The 18,378-nt window shown below is 64.3% G+C and carries 22 protein-coding genes; 8 read left to right on the top strand and 14 right to left on the bottom strand.

The annotated features are described in order from the left end of the window. Window positions 1–4 precede the first annotated feature (4 nt). On the top strand, window positions 5–1,495 hold the full coding sequence (locus AB7008_RS14700) for an HWE histidine kinase domain-containing protein (RefSeq protein ID WP_304493139.1): 1,491 nt from the start codon (window positions 5–7) through the stop codon (window positions 1,493–1,495). Between the two features lie 88 nt (window positions 1,496–1,583). Here AB7008_RS14700 and AB7008_RS14695 read toward each other — a convergent pair whose 3' ends face one another. Next, window positions 1,584–1,889, bottom strand: a complete 306-nt coding sequence (locus tag AB7008_RS14695) for a hypothetical protein (RefSeq protein WP_245285707.1) — start codon at window positions 1,887–1,889, stop codon at window positions 1,584–1,586. 56 nt (window positions 1,890–1,945) lie between these two features. On the opposite strand from AB7008_RS14695, the gene AB7008_RS14690 reads away from it, so the two are divergent. Together AB7008_RS14690 and AB7008_RS14685 are read left to right on the top strand one after the other, a co-directional pair. Continuing rightward, entirely contained in the window at window positions 1,946–2,203 is a 258-nt protein-coding gene (locus tag AB7008_RS14690; protein ID WP_441258956.1) for a hypothetical protein, read from the top strand. A gap of 96 nt (window positions 2,204–2,299) precedes the next feature. Further along, a complete protein-coding gene (locus AB7008_RS14685) occupies window positions 2,300–2,545 on the top strand; it encodes a hypothetical protein (RefSeq protein WP_028158099.1) in 246 nt (81 codons plus the stop codon). 100 nt (window positions 2,546–2,645) lie between these two features. On the opposite strand, the gene AB7008_RS14680 is transcribed toward AB7008_RS14685, so the two are convergent. Next, window positions 2,646–2,831 carry a hypothetical protein gene (locus tag AB7008_RS14680; protein ID WP_014497260.1) on the bottom strand — a complete coding sequence of 62 codons (186 nt, stop codon included), beginning with the start codon at window positions 2,829–2,831 and terminating at the stop codon, window positions 2,646–2,648. Between the two features lie 18 nt (window positions 2,832–2,849). Next, entirely contained in the window at window positions 2,850–3,071 is a 222-nt protein-coding gene (locus tag AB7008_RS14675; RefSeq protein WP_014497261.1) for a hypothetical protein, read from the bottom strand. Between the two features lie 115 nt (window positions 3,072–3,186). On the opposite strand from AB7008_RS14675, the gene AB7008_RS14670 reads away from it, so the two are divergent. Then, a complete protein-coding gene (locus AB7008_RS14670; protein ID WP_028158100.1) occupies window positions 3,187–3,381 on the top strand; it encodes a DUF3072 domain-containing protein in 195 nt (64 codons plus the stop codon). A gap of 73 nt (window positions 3,382–3,454) precedes the next feature. Then, entirely contained in the window at window positions 3,455–3,742 is a 288-nt protein-coding gene (locus AB7008_RS14665; protein ID WP_304493137.1) for a DUF6496 domain-containing protein, read from the top strand. 12 nt (window positions 3,743–3,754) lie between these two features. Here the strand turns inward: AB7008_RS14665 and AB7008_RS14660 are convergent, their stop codons facing one another. Together AB7008_RS14660 and AB7008_RS14655 are read right to left on the bottom strand one after the other, a co-directional pair. Beyond that, window positions 3,755–4,117, bottom strand: coding sequence for a hypothetical protein (locus tag AB7008_RS14660; protein ID WP_028148242.1), 363 nt, complete (start codon window positions 4,115–4,117; stop codon window positions 3,755–3,757). Between the two features lie 270 nt (window positions 4,118–4,387). Continuing rightward, on the bottom strand, window positions 4,388–5,923 hold the full coding sequence (locus AB7008_RS14655; protein ID WP_304493136.1) for a Do family serine endopeptidase: 1,536 nt from the start codon (window positions 5,921–5,923) through the stop codon (window positions 4,388–4,390). A gap of 194 nt (window positions 5,924–6,117) precedes the next feature. Here AB7008_RS14655 and AB7008_RS14650 point away from each other — a divergent pair, with 194 nt between their 5' ends. Then, on the top strand, window positions 6,118–6,954 hold the full coding sequence (locus AB7008_RS14650) for a universal stress protein (protein ID WP_304493135.1): 837 nt from the start codon (window positions 6,118–6,120) through the stop codon (window positions 6,952–6,954). A gap of 15 nt (window positions 6,955–6,969) precedes the next feature. Here the strand turns inward: AB7008_RS14650 and AB7008_RS14645 are convergent, their stop codons facing one another. Beyond that, window positions 6,970–7,866, bottom strand: a complete 897-nt coding sequence (locus AB7008_RS14645; RefSeq protein WP_304493134.1) for a transporter substrate-binding domain-containing protein — start codon at window positions 7,864–7,866, stop codon at window positions 6,970–6,972. Between the two features lie 112 nt (window positions 7,867–7,978). Here AB7008_RS14645 and AB7008_RS14640 point away from each other — a divergent pair, with 112 nt between their 5' ends. After that, a complete protein-coding gene (locus tag AB7008_RS14640; protein ID WP_304493133.1) occupies window positions 7,979–8,668 on the top strand; it encodes a GntR family transcriptional regulator in 690 nt (229 codons plus the stop codon). Between the two features lie 39 nt (window positions 8,669–8,707). After that, complete coding sequence (locus tag AB7008_RS14635) at window positions 8,708–10,075, top strand: NAD(P)/FAD-dependent oxidoreductase (RefSeq protein WP_441258955.1); 1,368 nt, start codon at window positions 8,708–8,710, stop codon at window positions 10,073–10,075. Window positions 10,076–10,088: 13 nt separating this feature from the next. On the opposite strand, the gene AB7008_RS14630 is transcribed toward AB7008_RS14635, so the two are convergent. The 8 genes from AB7008_RS14630 to AB7008_RS14595 form a co-directional block, all read right to left on the bottom strand. Beyond that, on the bottom strand, window positions 10,089–10,301 hold the full coding sequence (locus AB7008_RS14630; RefSeq protein ID WP_028148245.1) for a hypothetical protein: 213 nt from the start codon (window positions 10,299–10,301) through the stop codon (window positions 10,089–10,091). Window positions 10,302–10,675: 374 nt separating this feature from the next. Continuing rightward, window positions 10,676–11,413, bottom strand: coding sequence for a ribulose-phosphate 3-epimerase (gene rpe, locus AB7008_RS14625; RefSeq protein WP_441258954.1), 738 nt, complete (start codon window positions 11,411–11,413; stop codon window positions 10,676–10,678). Further along, a complete protein-coding gene (cbbX, locus tag AB7008_RS14620) occupies window positions 11,410–12,345 on the bottom strand; it encodes a CbbX protein (RefSeq protein WP_441258953.1) in 936 nt (311 codons plus the stop codon). The genes rpe and cbbX overlap by 4 nt, the downstream gene beginning before the upstream one ends. Before the next feature lie 98 nt (window positions 12,346–12,443). Continuing rightward, a complete protein-coding gene (locus AB7008_RS14615) occupies window positions 12,444–12,851 on the bottom strand; it encodes a ribulose bisphosphate carboxylase small subunit (RefSeq protein WP_014497270.1) in 408 nt (135 codons plus the stop codon). A gap of 11 nt (window positions 12,852–12,862) precedes the next feature. Continuing rightward, a complete protein-coding gene (locus tag AB7008_RS14610; protein WP_264622086.1) occupies window positions 12,863–14,323 on the bottom strand; it encodes a form I ribulose bisphosphate carboxylase large subunit in 1,461 nt (486 codons plus the stop codon). 33 nt (window positions 14,324–14,356) lie between these two features. Beyond that, a complete protein-coding gene (gene fba / locus AB7008_RS14605; protein WP_441258952.1) occupies window positions 14,357–15,442 on the bottom strand; it encodes a class II fructose-bisphosphate aldolase in 1,086 nt (361 codons plus the stop codon). 14 nt (window positions 15,443–15,456) lie between these two features. Then, entirely contained in the window at window positions 15,457–17,478 is a 2,022-nt protein-coding gene (gene tkt, locus AB7008_RS14600) for a transketolase (protein ID WP_441258951.1), read from the bottom strand. A 16-nt stretch (window positions 17,479–17,494) separates the two neighbouring features. Further along, window positions 17,495–18,370, bottom strand: a complete 876-nt coding sequence (locus AB7008_RS14595; protein WP_028158112.1) for a phosphoribulokinase — start codon at window positions 18,368–18,370, stop codon at window positions 17,495–17,497. Between the last annotated feature and the right edge of the window lie 8 nt (window positions 18,371–18,378).

Genomic DNA, 18,378 nt, shown 5'->3' with positions numbered 1-18,378 from the left:
GCGAATGGACCACGAAAAGGTCAACATCCTCCTCGTCGACGACCAGCCGGCCAAGCTGCTCGCCTACGAGGTGATCCTGAAGGAACTCGGCGAGAACCTCGTGATCGCATCATCGGGCCGCGAGGCGCTGGAGGTGCTGCTCAAGACCGAGATCGCGGTGATCCTGGTCGACGTCTGCATGCCCGAGCTCGACGGCTTTGAGCTGGCCGCGATGATCAGGGAGCATCCGCGCTTCCAGAAGACCGCGATGATCTTCATCTCGGCCATTCAGGTAAGCGACATTGACCGCCTGCGCGGCTACGAGATGGGCGCGGTCGACTACGTGCCGGTGCCTGTGGTGCCGGAGGTGCTGCGCGCCAAGATCAAGGTGTTTGCCGAACTCTACCGCAAGACGCGCGAGCTCGAACGCCTGAACCAGGAGCTCGAGGACCGCGTTCGCGCGCGCACGGCCGAGCTGGAGAATTCCACCGCGAAGCTGCGCGAGAGCGAAGAGCGACGCAGCATGGCGATCGCCGCCGGCAAGATGGGATCCTGGGACTGGGACTGGGTCAACGGCGACTGGATGTGGGACGAAGGCCAGTACCGCATCTTCGGCGTGACGCCGGAGACCTTCAATGTCACCTCGGCCAACATCCAGGCGCTGCTGCACCCCAATGACGTCGACCAGTTCAGCAAGGCGATTGCCGCGTTCAATACCGGCGCGCACGCCTATGAAGGCGAGTTTCGCGTCAGCCGGCCCGATGGCGAGGTGCGCTGGTGCGTCGGCACGGCAGCCGCGACGGTGGACCAAAGCGGCCGCGTGGTGCGCGTCAGCGGCGTCACCGTGGACATTACCGAGCGCAAACGCGCGGAAGAGAGACAAAACCTGCTAGCCCGTGAGGTGGATCATCGCGCCAAGAACGCGCTGGCGCTGGCGCAATCGATCGTGCGCCTCACCCGCGCCGACGAGGTCAAGGCTTACGTCAACGCCGTCGAGGGGCGCATCAACGCGCTGGCGCGCGTGCACACGATCCTGTCGCTGTCGAGCTGGCAGGGCGCCGAGCTCTCGAGGCTGATCGACGAGGAGCTCGCGCCCTACTCGCTCGGCGGCCAGATCAAACTGGCCGGTCCGGAAGTTCAGCTGGCGCCGGCGACAGCGCAGACACTGGCGCTGGCGCTGCATGAGCTCTTCACCAACTCGGCGAAATATGGCGCGCTCTCGACGCGGTCGGGGCGGCTCGCGATCGGCTGGCAGGTCGAGGACGACCACCTCACACTGACCTGGGACGAAACCGGCGGTCCGCTGGTGAGGACGCCGAAATCCCGTGGCTTCGGCACGCGGAGCCTGCTTGCCAGTGTGGAATCGCAACTCGGCGGACAGGCGGAGTTCGACTGGCGTGCCGAAGGGCTGTTGTGCCGGCTCGAGGTGCCGCTGACGCGGAAGACCGTAGCGCCGTCGGCCGCGAGCAAGTTCGACGCGGCTCCGTCCGGCCCCCTTCAACGGGCCTCAGGCTAGAGCGCTTGCGCGCGAGGTGGGCTCCGGTTCGCGCGTAACGACAAGAATCTGGAGCTTCGGCCCTGATTCACTCAGAACCGATACTGCTCTAGCGCGCCGCAGCGACCCTCATGCGCGGCATCGCCTGCGGTTCGTCAGCGACCCGTCCTTCCAGCCAGGCTTCCGTTTGCGAAAGCTCGCGCAGCGCCCGCGCGTAACGGCGGGCTGCGCTCCGCTCGGCGCCGCGCGGCAGCTTGCGCGCCTTGCGCAGCATGTCCGCAGCCGCGTTGCGATAGGCCAGTGAGCGATAGAGAAAGACGACCTTACCCATATCGAATGTTCCCGTGTTGATGGCATTCATCCTCGCAAGACCGCCATGAACGTCGGATGAAGCGGGGAATGACAAAATCGTCATGACAATGGAACCCGCAATCGTCGCGCGCGTTTTATGCCACACCGCGAGGCGGTTCCATGCGCGGGAAAAAGTCGCCGAGCCTCATCTCCCCGACCGGCGCCATCAAGTTGATGACGCATGCGATGATGGGCGCGGCCCTCGGCCTTGCCTTCGGTCTCGCCCTCGTCCTGTTCAATCCGACGGTCGCAAATCTGCTGAACCACGGCGGACATTCGGCCGCCATGGTCTTCATCATCACACTGGTGACGACGTTCGCGATCGGCGCAACGCTCACGGGCCTCGTGTTCATCCTCGCCGAGGACAAGGAATTTTGAAGCGCGCGTGATGCACACCGGACGCTTTCGTTCGGAACTCCTGCGGCAAATGACGGTTGGCTGCCTGCGTCAATTTAGCTCAGGGAGTTCCCGCGCATGAAAACCACCAAGCTCGCTCTCACCGTGATGTTGGCAACCGGCCTCGCCGCCGCTCCGTTCGCCGCGCAGGCCAAGTCGCATAAGGCCAAGCATGGATCCGCGATGTCCTCGTCGCAAACCACGGGCGCCAACACCAAGTCCTCAAAGGGCGCTGATCCCTCCGGTCAAGGTGGTTCTGGCCCGGGCTCCGACCAAGGCGGCACCATGACGAACAACAAGGGCGGCATGAGCAACACCAAGTGAGCTCCGGCGCCGATAATCAAAGGCCTCGCGGCAACGCGGGGCCTCTCACTTTGGAGCTGGAGCCTGGAGCTGGATTGGGAGTCCTTCCAGCGTCACATCGCTAGAGCGGCCGTCCCGCAGCATTCGCCTTCACGAGATGCTCGAGCTGTGCACGTTTGCGTGCAATCAGGAGCTGGGCTGCGGCATCGTCGAGACCCTCGCGCTGCAATTGCCGGATGGCGGAGCCGAGTTCGAGAATTTCGGCGCGCAGTTTTAGAATCCGGTACGTGTCCGGGTCTTCCTCCACTGCACGCTCCCAAAATTCTCAGCGGCGCGCGATCACGCGCAGCGGATTGCCGGATGTCGTTGCAGGACGAAGGCGTACCCGCTCGCGGACGTCAGGCAAGACATCGCCTCCACCTGCCGCCTTCCATTCGCCGATCAGCAGGTTGATTTTCCGGCGCAGATCCATCTGCGCCAGGGCCTTTTCTGTGCAGTCACGGTCGCGATCGACGAGGTCGCGCACAGACACCTCGATGTCTGCCATTTCGAGCCTCAAGGCGCTGATTTTGCGTCGAATTTCATTAATTCTGTTGTCCATGGCTTGTTAGAACAAAATAAGAACATATAGTCAAGTCACGATTTGGGAACGGAGAGGCCAGATGCAGGTTCAGGGTAAATACGACGCCAGGGTTTTCCTCACGGAGCAGATGACGCGCGCGCAGGGGCTAAGGCTGAAGCGTCTGAGCGAGGAGGCCTATCAGCCCGCTCAATACGATCGGGCTCTGTCCTCCACTGAGGCTGCGCGCCGCATTCGAGCGCTGGAAGACGAGATCGAGTTGGCGAACTCCTTCTGAGGAGCGCGGCCAGCGCCGTTGGAACGTTGGGTCAGTGATGCGGTTCTTTCCCCCGGGCCGAGGGAGAGAGTTGATGGCACGCAAGGCAAAGAAACGCCGCTACTCACGCAGCGCCAGCAGTGATGTCGAGCGCGAGATGCGCCGGTACAAGAAGGGCACCGCGAAAAGCGGCCCCGGCGGTCGTGGCGGACGCGTGAAGAGTCGCAAGCAGGCGATAGCAATCGGCCTGTCGGAAGCGCGCGCAAAGGGTAAGAAGGTCCCGAAGAAGGCCTCGAAGCGGAAAACGTCCAAGAAGAAGACGGCCGAGAAAACGACCAAGGCAACGAAGAAGACCTCGAAGCGCAAATCCAGCAAGCGGTAACGCCGATCCGGGTCAGATCATGCTGCCCGGCATGAAGCAGCGGATCGAAATCCCGAACGCAGTCTTCACCGGCCATACCATGGTGTGGCCAGCCCGGTTTGGCTCGGTGATGACGGCCTCGTCAGGCACGTCCACCCACTGCCCGTCGAGCCGCACGCGATAGTGCCCATCGTGCGATTCCCAATCGGGGTCGGATACAGCAAAGCCATCTGCATCCGAGCAGCAGGGCCCGAGATGGCTGCGCAGACTGTCGAACCATGGTTTCAGGGGCGAGTTTGCGTAGCGGCCATCGTCGCGCCCCAGGGCGCTTCCGGTCGTCAGGACAAGCGGCGCCACAAGCAGCGCACACCTCAGCGAGAGCTTCAATCGATCCATGTCGGCACCGATCAAATGCGAACCACCGGTTCCACAAGAAGGCCGGGCGTTCGAAGTTATACTCCTGCAATTCGCTCGGGCGTCTTCATTGACGCCCAAGCCCAACACGCGATTCTGAACTGTGACGAGCGAACGCGGCTTTTTCGGACGAACCCGTCATCAACGCTGCCGTTAACGAGAATGTTATCGACACCTGTGGGAATCTTCCAGACGCGCACGAAAAAGGCGGCCCGCAGGCCGCCTTTTGAGTTTGCCGCCGGAAGCGCGAGGCTACGCCAGCGGCACCGCGACGAACCGCGTCGCTTCCGCGCCCTTCACCTGCAACAGCACGCTGTTCTTGCCGGACGATTTGGCCTGCGCCAGCTCGGAACGGACGTCGCCGACATTGGCGACGGCCTTACCGCCGACGTTGAGGATGACGTCGCCGGTCTGGATGCCGCGCTGCGCGGCGGGTCCCTGCGGATCGACATCGGTCACGACGACGCCCTTCTGGCCCGCGCCCTGAACGTCGCCGGCCGGCGCCAGGCTGAGACCGAGGCGCGGCGTGCCGGTGTTCGGCTGCGCCTTGCCCTCGCCGGCCTTGGCCTGCCGCTCGTTCGGCAACTCACCGAGGGCGAGTGTCACCGTCTTGCTCTCGCCTTTGTGGAAGACGTCGAGCTTTACGGAGGTGCCCGGCGCCAGGGTGGCAATGGTGCGGGCGAGATCGCGGGAGTCCTTGATCGCGGTACCGTTGACGGCGGTGATGACATCGCCAGCCTCGATGCCGGCCTTCGCCGCAGGGCTGCCGTCCTGCGGGTTGTCGACGATCGCGCCGCGCGCCTCCTTGAGGCCAAGGCTGTCGGCGATCTCGGCGCTCACCGGCTGCACCTGCACACCCAGCCAGCCGCGGGTGACCGAGCCCTTGTCCTTCAGCTGCGCAACGACGAGCTTCGCGGTCGAAGCCGGAATGTCGAAGCCGATACCGACCGAACCGCCGGAGGGTGAGAAGATCGCTGTGTTCACGCCGATCACGTTGCCGTTCATGTCGAAGGCCGGACCGCCGGAATTGCCCTTGTTGATCGGCGCGTCGATCTGGATGAAGTCGTCATAGGGACCGTTGCCGATGTCGCGACCGCTGGCCGAGACGATGCCGGCGGTCACGGTGCCGCCGAGGCCGAAGGGATTGCCGACCGCGACCACCCAGTCGCCGATCCGCGGCTTCTGGTCGGAGAATTTGACGAACGGAAAGTCCTTCTTGCCATCGACCTTGATCAGCGCGAGATCGGTCTTCGGATCGGTGCCGACCACCTTCGCGGTGTAGCTCGTGCCGTCGTCCATGGTCACCTGCACCGACTCGGCGTGATCGACGACGTGGTTGTTGGTCACGGCATAGCCGTCGGCGGAGATGAAGAAGCCGGAACCCTCGCCCGTGATCACCTGGTGGCGCTGGCGCGGCATGCCGTTCATGCCACCCGGGCCGCGGAAGCCGAACTGCCGCGAAAACTGGTCGAACGGCGAATCCTCGTCCGAATCCATCCGGTTCTGCTGCAGCATTGCGCTCTTGTCATTGTCCCGGTCGATCTTGACCCGCACCGAGATGACGGCGGGTTTGACCTTGCTGACGAGATCGCCGAAGCCCGGCGGGGTCGCGGCGGCTTCCGCGGCCTGGGCCGGCGCGACGAAGGAGTTCAGACCGAACTGCGACGAAGCGGGAGAGGCAGCCAGCACGGCCACGCCAAGCGCGGCCACGGTGCCCAGCAGCGCAAGCCGGCGCGGCTTCAAGATCTTGCGGGACGTGGTGGTGTCGGAATTGACGCGGTCGTTCATGTCGAAATGTCCATGTTGGGTAAGTCGCCTTGCACCCAACATGGACATCGTCACCTTACGGCGTCCCGTCCGCCCGATTAAATCTTGGCAAAGGTGCAGCGAAAATCAGGGCTGCATATTTGATGCGGCTCAACACGGGCCACGTGCGCCGTGATAGACTGCCGCCACTGGATGATGTCCATTGGAGGCACGCCATGTACAAAGACATTCTCGTCCACATCCCGACCGAGCGCCCGATGCACGCGGTGATCGACGGCGCGATCGCGCTCGCGGCGAAACTCAACTCACACGTCGACGCCGTCGCTGTCGGGTACATCGCCAGCAGCACTGCCTACGTCCTGGATGGCGGAGCCGCCGTAGCGGCCGTGTTCGAGATGGAGCGCGAGCGCGCGGTGGAGCGCGCCGAGGCCGCCTTGGCGATATTTCAGAGCGAAGCCAGGAACGCCGGCATCTCCTGCACCTGCCACCCGCTCGGCGCAATCCCGGCGGATGCAGCCGGCTCGCTCGGCGAGATGGCGCGGCTCCACGATCTCAGCATCGTGCTGCAGCCCGATCCGGCGCAAGGCTCATTCGACAATGATATGCCCGGCGAGATCCTGTTCCAGGCAGGCGGACCGGTGCTGTTCCTGCCCTACACCTTTCGCGGTTCATTCAAGGCGAACCGGATCGGCATCTGCTGGGATGGCAGCCGCCTCGCCGCCCGCGCGATGCGCGACGCCGCTCCCCTCCTGGCCCGCGCGGAGGAGATCGTGATCATCACGATCAACGAAGCCGACGCCGTTCGCGACGAGGTCTCGGCAAGCCATCTGGCAAGACACCTCGGCCGGCGCGGGTTGTCGACCCGCACGGTCAGCCTGTCGGCAGCGCGCGCCGACATCCAGCCGACCATCCTGTCGCTGGCCGCCGACGAGGGCCTCGATCTCCTGGTCATGGGCGGCTACGGCCACTCACGGTTGCAGGAACGCTTCCTCGGCGGCGTCACCCGCGCCATGCTGGAAGCCATGACGGTCCCGACGCTGATGTCGCATTGATCGGCGACGGACCGATCACACGCCCCTGTCGTTGGGATTGGCGACCGCATCCTTGAGCGGCGCCGGCATCGGGAAGTTCAGGTTCACGTTCTTCGGCGGAATGGGCTTCGTGAACCATTTCGCATAGAGTTCAGCAAACTGACCGTTCTTCATCATCGCGCCGAGCGTTTTGTCCACCAGCGCCTTGAAGTCCGGATCGCCCTTGCGGATGATCAGCCCGTAGGGCTCGGTCCGCAGACTGTCATCGATGATCCGCCAATTATCCGGCGTCTGGCTGCTCGCGATCAGCCCCGCGAGCAGGATGTCGTCCATCACGAAGGCGTCACTGCGGCCGGTGGTGAGCGCGAGGAACGACGCGGCGTGGTCCGGCGACAGCACTTGCTTGACTTCAAACCTCTTCTCCTGGCTGCGTGCCAGCAGCAAGGTGATCGACGTCGAGCCGGTGGTCAGCGCAACCGGCTTGTCCTTGAGATCCTCGAACGTCTTGATCGGTGCGTCTTTCCGGACGACAGCGCGGATGCTCGAAACGAAAATGGTGTTGCTGAACGCCACCACCTTCTGGCGCTCCAGCGTGTTGGTGGCGGGACCGCAGACGATGTCGATGGTTCCGTTCTCGATCAGCGGGATCTGCGTGCTGAGCTGGATCGGCTGCAGCCTGGTCTGAAGCGTCGGGAGCTTCAGTTCGTCCTTCACCGCATCGACGATCCGCGCGCACAGATCCATCGCGAAGCCGACCGGCTTCTGGTTGTCGTCGAGATAAGAGAAGGGGACCGAGACGTCGCGATGGCCGAGCCGGATCTCACCAACACCCTTGATCTTGGCCAGCGTCCCGCCAGGCGTCTGGGCCAGCGCGGGCGCCACGACCGCGGTCAAAAACATCAGCGAAGACAACAGCCTCTTCATGGTCTTCATGGCCCTACTCCTGCAATGGATACAATCACGCGATATTTTATACATGTGATTGCATAATCTACAAAATGATTTTATACAATCCAGCTTGAGGCCAACCGCAACGAGATGCCGGATGAAATCGGGAGCAGTGGCAAAGCAACGCAGTGGCAGCAGTCACGGCTCGACGCCCGACACGGTGCGCGAGGCGCTGCGGCGCGCGATCAGCGCGGGCGAACTGGCGCCCGGCATTCAGCTCCGGCAGGACGAGCTCGCCGAGAAATTCGGGACCAGCCGCATCCCCGTCAGGGAAGCGCTCCGGCAGCTCGAAGCCGAAGGCTTCGTGACATTCCTGCCCAACCGCGGCGCGGTCGTCTCCGATCTCTCCATCGACGAGGTCGTGGAGCTGCTCGAGATCCGCATTGCGCTCGAATGCCACGCGCTGCGCCTCGCCATCCCGGCAATGGGCGAGGTCGATCTCGACGACGCCAGGACAATTCTGCGCTCATACGACGAGGAGCCTGATCCGGAAAAATGGGGCGCTTTCAACTGGCGCTTCCACAAGGCGCTCTACGCACCCTGCAATCGCCCCCGTCTGCTTGCGATGATCGAGGCGAACTACGGCCATGTCGGCCGCTTCACCCGCGCCCTCGTGTCGCGCGCGACCGGAAAGGATCGGCCGCAGCGCGAGCACTATCAGCTGCTCGAATATTGCCGCGACGGCGAAGTCGAGAGGGCCGTGCGCCTGCTGCGCGAGCACATCGTGCAGACGCAAAAGACGCTGCGATCGGCACAGCGCCAAGCATCACGGAACAAGATGGATTGATCCCAAGACGGATCGTCTCGCCGAGTTGAGGAGAGTACGTTGAAGACGAATGACGTCGAAATCCTGGTCATTGGCGCCGGCATGGCAGGCCTTGCCACGGCCTATTACCTCGCCGTCGAGCACAAGCGCTCGCGCCTGCTGATCGTCGACGAAGGCCAGCCGATGGCGCTGACATCTGCGCAATCCGGCGAAAACTATCGCAACTGGTGGCCGCATCCGACCATGGCCGCGTTTACCGACCACAGCACCGATTTGATGGAGGACATCGCGCGCCGCACTGACAACCGCATCCACATGACGCGGCGCGGCTACCTCCTCGTGACGCGCGATGACCAACCGGACGAGCTGCTGCGGCAATTGCATGCCGGCTACGGTGCTTCGGCCTCAAAACTGATCCGTGAGCACGAGGGCACGAGCCAGACCTATCTACCTCCGCTGTCGGCGGACTGGCAGACCGCACCCGACGGCGTCGATGTGCTGCGCGGCCACGATCTCATTCAGCGTTACTACCCGGCGTTCGACAAGGAGGTTGCGACCGCGCTTCACATCCGCCGGGCCGGCGACATCAGCGGCCAGCAACTTGGCCAGTACATGCTGGAGACGATGCGCCCGCTGGGAGCGCAGTTTCAGCAGGCGCGCGTGGTCGGCATCGCCAGGACCGACCGGTTTCTGGTCGACGTCATCGCCGACGGCGAGCGCCAGACCATCAAGGCCGATATCATCGTCAATGCGGCGGGCCCGTTTGCCGCGAATATCTCGGCGATGCATGGCGAGAAGCTCCCGATGCACAACGTGCTTCAGCAGAAGATCGCCTTCGTCGACCGCAATCGTGCCGTCGACCGCAAGATGCCCTTTGCAATCGATCTCGACGGCCAGACGCTCGCCTGGTCACCGGAAGAACGCGAGGTGCTGGCGGCCGCGCCGGAACTGGCCCGGCTGCTGGAGCCAATGCCGGGCAGCATTCATTGCCGCCCCGACGGCGGCGATCACGGCCAATGGATCAAGCTCGGCTGGGCCTTCAACTCAGACCCGTCCGAGCCGACCCGCGAACCCGAGCTCAATCCCTATTTCCCGGAGATCGTGCTCCGCGCCGCAAGCCGGCTGCAGCCTGCGCTCCGGCAATACCTCGGCGCCCTGCCCCGCGACCGGGTGCATTACGGCGGCTTCTATCCGATGACGAAGGAAAACTGGCCGCTGATCGGCGCCGCCAGGACGTCGAGCGTGTTCCTGACGGCGGCGCTGTCGGGTTACGGGACGATGTCTGCCTGCGCAGCCGGCGATCTATGCGCGCGGGCTGTGGTCGGCGCCCCCTCGCCCGCTTTCGCAGGTGTTCTTTCGCTCGCGCGTTACGAAAACACGGGACTCATGGACGAATTGGAGAGCGCCGAAAGCCGCGGCCTGCTCTGATCGCCGGACACCCTCACGCCGCGGCGGGGGTCTCAAATGGCGCGGTGGCGATGGCGTCGTCCTCGGGCTGCGCATTGCACGCATCGAAATGCGCCTTCAGCGCAATCTCGGCGAGATATTCGAAATGTTCGGCTTGGCCAAGGAGTTGCCAGTTCTGAAGCGGCCGATAGGCCGCCTGCTGACGACAGAGAGACGCCAGCGCCCGGTAGCGACGTACGTTCTCCATGAGACTCTCCCTCGCATTCACTGAGCTTATTGCCCTGATTTACGTCAGGCCGATGGCGGTTATGCAAAACATTTACTGCGTGCGAGGCACCCCGCGCAACCTGGGTTAACGTCTGGGAAACGCGCAGGCCCCCATTGGTTCCTATCGGAGAACTCCACGTGGAACTCATTGGCGAGGCTTAGCGCCGGCGCGCGACGGAGATGCCGATCAGATCAAGATACCGTTCGATCGATTCCGGCCACCCGATGAGATTGTCCTCTCGCGCGAGGAAGGCCCGCTGCTCTGTGCGGCATGCCCTGTAGAACCTCGGACGGAACGGCGCGCCATGGCACAACCAGCGCGACGCCGGCTCTGCCATGCCTGTCTGCCGTATTCTACCGGGCGAGCGCGGTCTCGCCGGCCCGGATCGTCTGCGCCGAACCATGTTGCAGCTTCGGAACCCTGCCGGCTTCCGCAGCAGCGCGGATGGCGGCGATGTTGCCCGCATAGTCGGCGCTGCTCTTGCCGCGGAACACGGCCGATCCGGCCACGAGGGTGTCGGCGCCCGCGGCAGCCACGGCGGCGGCATTGTCGCGCGTGATGCCGCCATCGACCTCGAGCCGGATCGGCTGGCCGCCGATCATGCTTCGAATGCGCCTGATCTTCTCGATCTGGGAGTCGAGGAAGGACTGGCCGCCGAAGCCGGGATTGACCGTCATCACCAGCACGAGGTCGAGACGATCAAGCACGTATTCGATTGTAGCTTCCGGCGTAGCCGGACACAGGCTGACACCAGCCTTCTTGCCGAGCGCGCGGATGGCCTGGAGCGAGCGGTCCAGATGCGGGCCGGCCTCGGCATGAACCGTGATGACGTCGGCGCCTGCCTTTGCGAACGCCTCCAGATAGGGATCGGTCGGCGCGATCATCAGATGCACGTCAAAGATCTTCGCCGTCGCCGGCCGGATCGCCTTGATGACGTCGGCGCCAAAGCTGATGTTCGGCACAAAATGTCCGTCCATGACGTCGCAGTGGATCCAGTCGGCGCCGGCAGCATCAATAGCCCTGATCTCCTCACCGAGGCGCGCGAAATCTGCGGCCAGGATCGAAGGCGCGATGAGGATTTCTCCCGTCATGGCTTCGCACTCCTCTGCGCGTCCGCACCGCCGCTGAAAACGCGGCTCGCAAGGACATCCGTCGGATCGATCGTTTCGAGATCGACGACATCGAGCATCCGGTTGAGATCAGACACGAGGCGATCGGCCTGCCGAAGGCGGATGCGGTCGACCGCGTTGCGGATCGAACGCGCATTGGAGAAGAACGGCTGGGTCCGGCGCAGTTCGATGTATTTCTCGAAGGCCTCGCGTGCCGCAACCGAGAAGCGATAGCCGCGCTCCTTCAGCATCAGCTCGGCGATGACCAGCAGCTCGGCTTCGGCATAATCCGGAAATTCGATGTGATGGGCGATGCGCGAACGAAAGCCCGGGTTGGAGGCAAAGAAGCTCGTCATCCGCTCGCCATAGCCGGCAAGGATCACGACCAGGTCCTCGCGCTGGTTCTCCATCACCTGGAGCAGGATCTCGATCGCCTCCTGGCCGTAATCGCGCTCGTTGTCGGGCCGGTGCAGATAGTAGGCCTCGTCGATGAACAACACGCCGCCCATCGCCTTCTTCAAGATCTCCTTCGTCTTCGGCGCGGTATGGCCGATATACTGGCCGACGAGATCGTCGCGCGTCACCGAGATCACCTGCCCGCGCCGCACGAAACCGAGACCATGCAGGATCTTCGCCATGCGCAGCGCCACCGTGGTCTTGCCCGTGCCGGGATTACCGGTGAACGACATGTGCAGCGTCGGTGGCGACGATGCCAGGCCTGCACGCTGGCGGATGCGCTCGATCAGCAGCAGTGACGCGATCTGGCGCACGCGGTTCTTGACCGGCCGGAGGCCGATCAGCTCCTGCTCGAGCTGCTGCAGCGTGTCGGTGATCCCGGCCGCCTCGGCCTCCTTGCGGAGATCGAAACTGGTCTCGCTCGTTTCAGCGGTCGTCGCATGAGGGACATCAAGCATCGGCACCTCGAAGAAAAGGGCTTCGCCGCGGGGGGAGCGGCGAAGCAGTGGTCCGCCAAGGAAACGGAGCAGGGAGTGCTCCGCGCGGAGAGGAGTGACTACGTCGACGCGTGCGCTGCCGGCCGGCGCACGGTGGTGTAGCGGATCGCACGTCCGCCCACCTCCTGCCGCACGAGCTCGAACTCGGCTTCCTGCGGCGGGCGGTTGACGAGGAACGAGATCCGCACCGATTCCCAGCCATGGCTGGAGTCGAATCCACTGATGCGGATGTAGCGGTCGCCGTAAACCCTGCGGCATTCAGCGAGCTCCATCATCACGCCGGCAGCGTCCTGGAGGTCGAACATCGGCAGGCCCCACATCTCCCAATAGGTACTGCGAGGATGCGGATCGTCGGTGAACTCGATATTCACCGCCCAGCCGTTGGTCAGGCAATACTGCACCTGCTTATAGATCTGGTCGTCGGTCAGATCAGGCAGGAACGAGAAGCAGCCCTGGGTCAGTTTCATGTCAATACTCCTCAAACGGTTTCCAGCACGGTCGGCACGAAGTCCGGCGTGTCGGTGGATTCATAGTTGAAGGTGACGTCCTTCCAGACCTCGAGCGCGGCCTTCAGCGGTGTGCAGGTCTCGGCCGCCCTGGCCAGGATCTCCGGACCTTCATGGACGTAGTCGCGCCCCTCGTTGCGGGCGAGGATCATCGCTTCGAGCGCCACGCGGTTGGCGATCGCACCAGCCGCAATGCCCATGGGATGGCCGATGGTGCCGCCGCCGAATTGCAGCACGACGTCCTCGCCGAGGAGGTCGAGCAGCTGGTGCATCTGGCCGGCATGGATGCCGCCGGAGGCGACCGGCATCATCTTGTTCAGGCTCGCCCAGGACTGGTCGAAGAACAGGCCATGCTCGAGCTTGGTCGGGTTGAAGTCTTCGCGGCAGACGTCGTAATAGCCGCGCGTCGTGTTGGGATCGCCTTCGAGCTTGCCGACCACCGTGCCGGCATGGATGTGGTCGACGCCGGCGAGCCGCATCCACTTCGCGATGACGCGGAACGACACGCCGTGGCTCTTCTGCCGCGTATAGGTCGAGTGACCGGCGCGATGCAGATGCAGGATCATGTCGTTGCGACGCGCCCATTTGGCCATAGACTGGATCGCCGTGTAGCCGATCACGAGGTCGATCATGACGATGACCGACCCGAGCTCCTTGGCGAACTCCGCGCGCTCGTACATGTCCTCCATCGTGCCCGCGGTGACGTTCAGATACGTGCCCTTCACCTCGCCGGAAGCTGCCTGCGCCCGGTTCACGGCCTCCATGCAATAGAGGAAGCGGTCACGCCAATGCATGAAGGGCTGCGAGTTGATGTTCTCGTCGTCCTTGGTGAAGTCGAGCCCGCCCTTGAGTGCCTCGTAGACCACGCGGCCATAGTTGCGCCCGGACAAGCCGAGCTTCGGCTTCACCGTCGCGCCCAGCAGCGGCCGGCCGAACTTATCGAGCCGCTCACGCTCGACCACGATGCCGGTCGCCGGCCCCTGGAACGTCTTCACATAGGCGACCGGGAAGCGCATGTCCTCCAGACGCAGCGCCTTCAGCGGCTTGAAGCCGAACACGTTGCCGATGATCGAGGCAGACAGGTTGGCGATCGAGCCCGGCTCGAACAGATCGAGGTCGTAGGCGATGTAAGCGAAATATGAGCCCGGCGTGCCGGGCACCGGATCGACGCGGTAGCACTTCGCACGATACTTCTCCGCTGCGGTCAGGCGATCGGTCCACACCACCGTCCAGGTCGCGGTCGAGGATTCGCCGGCAACAGCCGCTGACGCCTCGATGGGGTCCACGCCCTCCTGTGGCGTCACGCGGAACAGCGCGATGACGTCGGTGTCCTTCGGCGTGTAATCAGGCTCCCAATAGCCCATGCGCTTGTATTCCATCACGCCTGATCGATAGCGCTCTTTGCCCCGGACGGTTCCTGCGTGTGCATTCATGGCTCTCTCTCCTGCTCTTCTCTCTCTGAATGATTAGGCGGCGACCGGTTCGCGGGTGCCGATACGCGGGTCGAGATCGCCGGCGCGATAGCGCCGCGCCATCTCGCTCAAGGGAATGACCTTGATCTTGCTGGCGTGGCCCGCGGTGCCGAACTGCTCGAAGCGATCGCGGCAGAGCTCGCGCATCGCATCCATCGCAGGCTTGAGGAATTTGCGCGGATCGAACTCCGAGCGCGTTTGCGCGGCGACCTTGCGGAACACCGCGGTCATCGCCAGGCGACAATCGGTGTCGATGTTGACCTTTCGCACGCCGCTCTTGATGCCGCGGACGATCTCCTCCACCGGCACGCCCCAGGTCTGCGGCATCTCACCGCCGAACTGGTTGAACATGTCCTGGAGCGGCTGCGGCACCGAAGAGGAGCCGTGCATCACGAGATGCGTGTTCGGCAGGCGGCGGTGAATCTCCTCGACAACCCGCATCGCCAGGATGTCGCCATCAGGCTTGCGGCTGAACTTGTAGGCGCCGTGGGACGTGCCCATCGCGATCGCGAGCGCATCGACGTTGGTGGCGCGGACGAAGTCGACGGCCTGGTCGGGATCGGTGAGGAGCTGGTCGTGGCTGACCTTGCCCTCAACACCGTGGCCGTCCTCCTGCTCGCCGCCACCATGCTCGAGCGAGCCGAGCACGCCGAGCTCACCTTCGACGGAGGCGCCCACCCAGTGCGCGAGATCGACGACGCGGCGGGTGATCGCGACATTGTAGTCGTAATCGGCGGCGGTCTTGGCGTCGGCCTTGAGCGAGCCGTCCATCATGACCGAGGTGAAGCCGTGGGCGATGGCGGAGGCGCAGGTCGCCTCGTCATTGCCGTGGTCCTGGTGCATGCAGAGCGGAATGTCCGGATAGGTCCGCTCCAGCGCGTCGATCATGTGCGAGAGCATGAGATCGCCGGCATAGCTGCGCGCGCCGCGCGAGGCCTGGATGATCACGGGCGCATCGACCTCGGCGGCGGCCTGCATGATCGCAATACCCTGCTCCATGTTGTTGATGTTGAACGCCGGCACCGCGTAGCCGTGGCTGGCGGCGTGATCGAGCAGCTGACGAAGGGTGATACGGGCCACGAAAGTTCCTCCTGTTATGGCTTGCCGGCGCGGGTGATCGCCCGCCGGGCGGCTTCGGCAACGCTTTGCGGCGTGATGCCGAATTCGCGGTAGAGCACGGGCGCAGGCGCAGAGGCGCCGAAGCCGCGCATGCCGACGAACTCGCCGTCAGTGCCGATCCAGCGATGCCAATCGCCGGCGACTGCGGCCTCGATGCCGACGCGCGGAGCGGTGCCGAGCACGCAGGCGCGGTAGTCCTCCGGCTGTTCCTCGAACAGCGCGAAGCATGGCGCGGAGACCACGGCGGCGCGGATATGTTCCGTCGCGAGCAGGCGAGCGGCTTCCAGTGCGATCGAGACTTCGGAGCCGGTCGCCATCAACGTGACGTCGCGACCGCCGTCCGGCGAGACGATGAGGTAGGCGCCGCGCGCGACACGGTTCCTGCCGCGCACGTCGCTGCGGAATGTCGGCAGCGCCTGACGCGACAGACACAGCACGGAGGGGCGATCTTCCGCTTCGAGCGCGCATCCCCAGGCTTCCAGCGTCTCGACCGCGTCGGCGGGGCGGAAGACCAGAAGATTCGGGATGACGCGCAGGGCCGCGAGATGCTCGACGGGCTGATGCGTGGGACCGTCCTCGCCAAGACCGATGGAGTCGTGGGTCATCACATGGATGACGCGCAGCCGCATCAAGGCCGCAAGACGGATCGCCGGCCGGCTGTAGTCGGAGAAGGCGAGAAAGGTGCCGCCATAGGGGATGAATCCGCCGTGCAACGCGAGGCCATTCATCGCGGCGGCCATGCCGTGCTCGCGAATGCCGTAGTGGATGTAGCCGCCGGCGAACGTCCCACGCGTCACCGGAGTCTGCGCTTTGGCGTGCGTGAGGTTCGAATGCGTCAGGTCCGCCGAGCCGCCGACCAGTCCGGGAATTGTCCCGGCGATGCCGTCGAGCACCTGTTGCGAGGCTTGCCGCGTCGCCAGCTTCGGACGCTCGCTGGCGAAGCGCTCGCGCAATTTCGCCGAGGCCTGGGCATAGGCCTCCGGCAGGGCAACGGCCTTGCCCTCGATGAACAGCTCGCGCTGCGCGGCCGTCGCGCATTCGTAGCGGTCGAGCCAGGCAAGTCGCTCGACCTGCCCGCGCTGTCCGATCATCCGCCATGCCTTGAGGATCGGGATCGGGACCACGAAGGGCTGATAGTCCCAGCCGAGCGTCCGCCGCGCCGCCGCCGTTTGCTCGGTCCCCAGCGGCGCACCATGCGCCTTCTCGGTGCCCTGACGGTCCGGTGCGCCATAGCCGATGATGGTGCGGCAGGCGATCAGCGACGGTTTTGCGCTTTCACGCTCTTCGGCAATCGCCCGCGCAACCGCTTCGGGGTCGTGGCCGTCGACACTGCGGACCGACCAGCCGGACGCCGCAAAGCGCGCGAGCTGATCATCGGAAGTGGCCAGCGACGTCGGCCCGTCGATGGAGATGCCGTTGTCGTCGAACAGCACGACCAGCCGGCCGAGCTGGAGATGGCCGGCGAGCGAGATCGCCTCCTGGCTGATGCCTTCCATCAGGCAGCCGTCGCCCGCGATCACATAGGTGAAGTGATCGACCAGGCCGTCGCCGTGCCGTGCATTGGCCATGCGCTCGGCGAGCGCCATGCCGACCGCGGTCGCGATCCCCTGCCCCAGCGGGCCGGTCGTGGTCTCGACACCGGGCGTGTGGCCGTATTCCGGATGGCCCGGCGTCTTCGAGCCCCACTGCCGGAACGCCTTGATGTCGTCCAGGCTGACATCGCCGCCGGTGAGATGCAGCAACGCATAAAGCAACATCGAACCGTGGCCCGCCGACAGCACGAAGCGGTCGCGATCCGGCCAGTTGGGATGCGCGGAGTCGAATTTGAGGAACCGCGAGAACAGCACGGTTGCGACGTCGGCCATGCCCATGGGCAGGCCGGGATGGCCGGACTGCGAGGTCTCGATGGCGTCAACCGCGAGGAAACGGACTGCGTTGGCGAGATCGTTGTGTGTGACTGCCGTGATGTCGGCTTCGGCGTGGACGGAGATGTTCATCGGATTCTCTCCCTGTTCACTTCAGATTTCGCTTGCGCTCGATCAGCTGCATGATCAGCGGCGTCAGGATCAGCTGCATCGCCAGATCGAGCTTCGCGCCGGGACACACGATGGAATTCGCGCGGGACATCCAGCTGTGGGGAAGCATCGACAGCAGATAGGGAAAGTCGATGCCGCGCGGATTCTTGAAGCGGATCACGACCATCGATTCGTCGGGCGTCGGGATCCAGCGCGCGATGAACGGATTGGAGGTATCCACCGTCGGCACGCGCTGGAAGTTGATGTCGGTCTCGGTGAATTGCGGGCAGATGTAGTGGATGTAGTCGGGCATCCGCCGCAGGATGGTGTCGGTGACGGCCTCGGTCGAATAGCCGCGGGCGCTGCGGTCGCGGTGCAGCTTTTGGATCCATTCGAGATTGATGACCGGCACGACGCCGATCTTGAGATCGGCGTAGCGCGCGACATTGACCTTGTCGGTGACGACGGCGCCGTGCAGGCCCTCGTAGAACAACAGGTCCGAGTTTTCCGGCAGCCGCTCCCATTCGGTGAAGGTCCCGGGCGCCGCACCGTGCAGTGCGGACTCCTCGGCATCGTGGACATAGTGCCGCGTCGTCGCGGTGCCGGTCTCGCCATAGTCGCGGAAGGCACGCTCCAGCTCCTCGAACAGGTTGGTCTCGGGGCTGAAATGGCTGAAATGCTTGTTGCCGCGTTCGGCTTCCTTCGCCATCTGCGTTCGCATCTCGGCACGGTCATAGCGATGGAAGGCGTCACCCTCGATGTAGACGGCGTTGACCTTCTCGCGGAAGAAGATCTGCTCGAACGTCTTCTTGACCGAGGTGGTGCCGGCGCCGGAGGAGCCGGTGATGGAGATGATCGGATGCTTCCTGGACATGGGTCGCC

Origin of the sequence: Bradyrhizobium sp. 521_C7_N1_3 (assembly GCF_052075975.1) — a bacterium.
GTDB lineage: Bacteria > Pseudomonadota > Alphaproteobacteria > Rhizobiales > Xanthobacteraceae > Bradyrhizobium > Bradyrhizobium japonicum.
Note: the sequence above shows the minus strand (reverse complement) of the source record. Positions and strands in the feature narration are given on the sequence as shown.

Excerpts from the sequence above, each read along its gene's own strand:
- AB7008_RS14700 (WP_304493139.1), top strand. The coding sequence starts at position 5 with ATGGACCACGAAAAGGTCAACATCCTCCTCGTCGACGACCAGCCGGCC.
- AB7008_RS14695 (WP_245285707.1), bottom strand. The coding sequence starts at position 1,889 with ATGACGATTTTGTCATTCCCCGCTTCATCCGACGTTCATGGCGGTCTT.
- AB7008_RS14690 (WP_441258956.1), top strand. The coding sequence starts at position 1,946 with ATGCGCGGGAAAAAGTCGCCGAGCCTCATCTCCCCGACCGGCGCCATC.
- AB7008_RS14685 (WP_028158099.1), top strand. The coding sequence starts at position 2,300 with ATGAAAACCACCAAGCTCGCTCTCACCGTGATGTTGGCAACCGGCCTC.
- AB7008_RS14675 (WP_014497261.1), bottom strand. The coding sequence starts at position 3,071 with ATGGCAGACATCGAGGTGTCTGTGCGCGACCTCGTCGATCGCGACCGT.
- AB7008_RS14670 (WP_028158100.1), top strand. The coding sequence starts at position 3,187 with ATGCAGGTTCAGGGTAAATACGACGCCAGGGTTTTCCTCACGGAGCAG.
- AB7008_RS14665 (WP_304493137.1), top strand. The coding sequence starts at position 3,455 with ATGGCACGCAAGGCAAAGAAACGCCGCTACTCACGCAGCGCCAGCAGT.
- AB7008_RS14660 (WP_028148242.1), bottom strand. The coding sequence starts at position 4,117 with ATGGATCGATTGAAGCTCTCGCTGAGGTGTGCGCTGCTTGTGGCGCCG.
- AB7008_RS14655 (WP_304493136.1), bottom strand. The coding sequence starts at position 5,923 with ATGAACGACCGCGTCAATTCCGACACCACCACGTCCCGCAAGATCTTG.
- AB7008_RS14650 (WP_304493135.1), top strand. The coding sequence starts at position 6,118 with ATGTACAAAGACATTCTCGTCCACATCCCGACCGAGCGCCCGATGCAC.
- AB7008_RS14645 (WP_304493134.1), bottom strand. The coding sequence starts at position 7,866 with ATGAAGACCATGAAGAGGCTGTTGTCTTCGCTGATGTTTTTGACCGCG.
- AB7008_RS14640 (WP_304493133.1), top strand. The coding sequence starts at position 7,979 with ATGAAATCGGGAGCAGTGGCAAAGCAACGCAGTGGCAGCAGTCACGGC.
- AB7008_RS14630 (WP_028148245.1), bottom strand. The coding sequence starts at position 10,301 with ATGGAGAACGTACGTCGCTACCGGGCGCTGGCGTCTCTCTGTCGTCAG.
- rpe (WP_441258954.1), bottom strand. The coding sequence starts at position 11,413 with ATGACGGGAGAAATCCTCATCGCGCCTTCGATCCTGGCCGCAGATTTC.
- cbbX (WP_441258953.1), bottom strand. The coding sequence starts at position 12,345 with ATGCTTGATGTCCCTCATGCGACGACCGCTGAAACGAGCGAGACCAGT.
- AB7008_RS14615 (WP_014497270.1), bottom strand. The coding sequence starts at position 12,851 with ATGAAACTGACCCAGGGCTGCTTCTCGTTCCTGCCTGATCTGACCGAC.
- AB7008_RS14610 (WP_264622086.1), bottom strand. The coding sequence starts at position 14,323 with ATGAATGCACACGCAGGAACCGTCCGGGGCAAAGAGCGCTATCGATCA.
- tkt (WP_441258951.1), bottom strand. The coding sequence starts at position 17,478 with ATGAACATCTCCGTCCACGCCGAAGCCGACATCACGGCAGTCACACAC.
- AB7008_RS14595 (WP_028158112.1), bottom strand. The coding sequence starts at position 18,370 with ATGTCCAGGAAGCATCCGATCATCTCCATCACCGGCTCCTCCGGCGCC.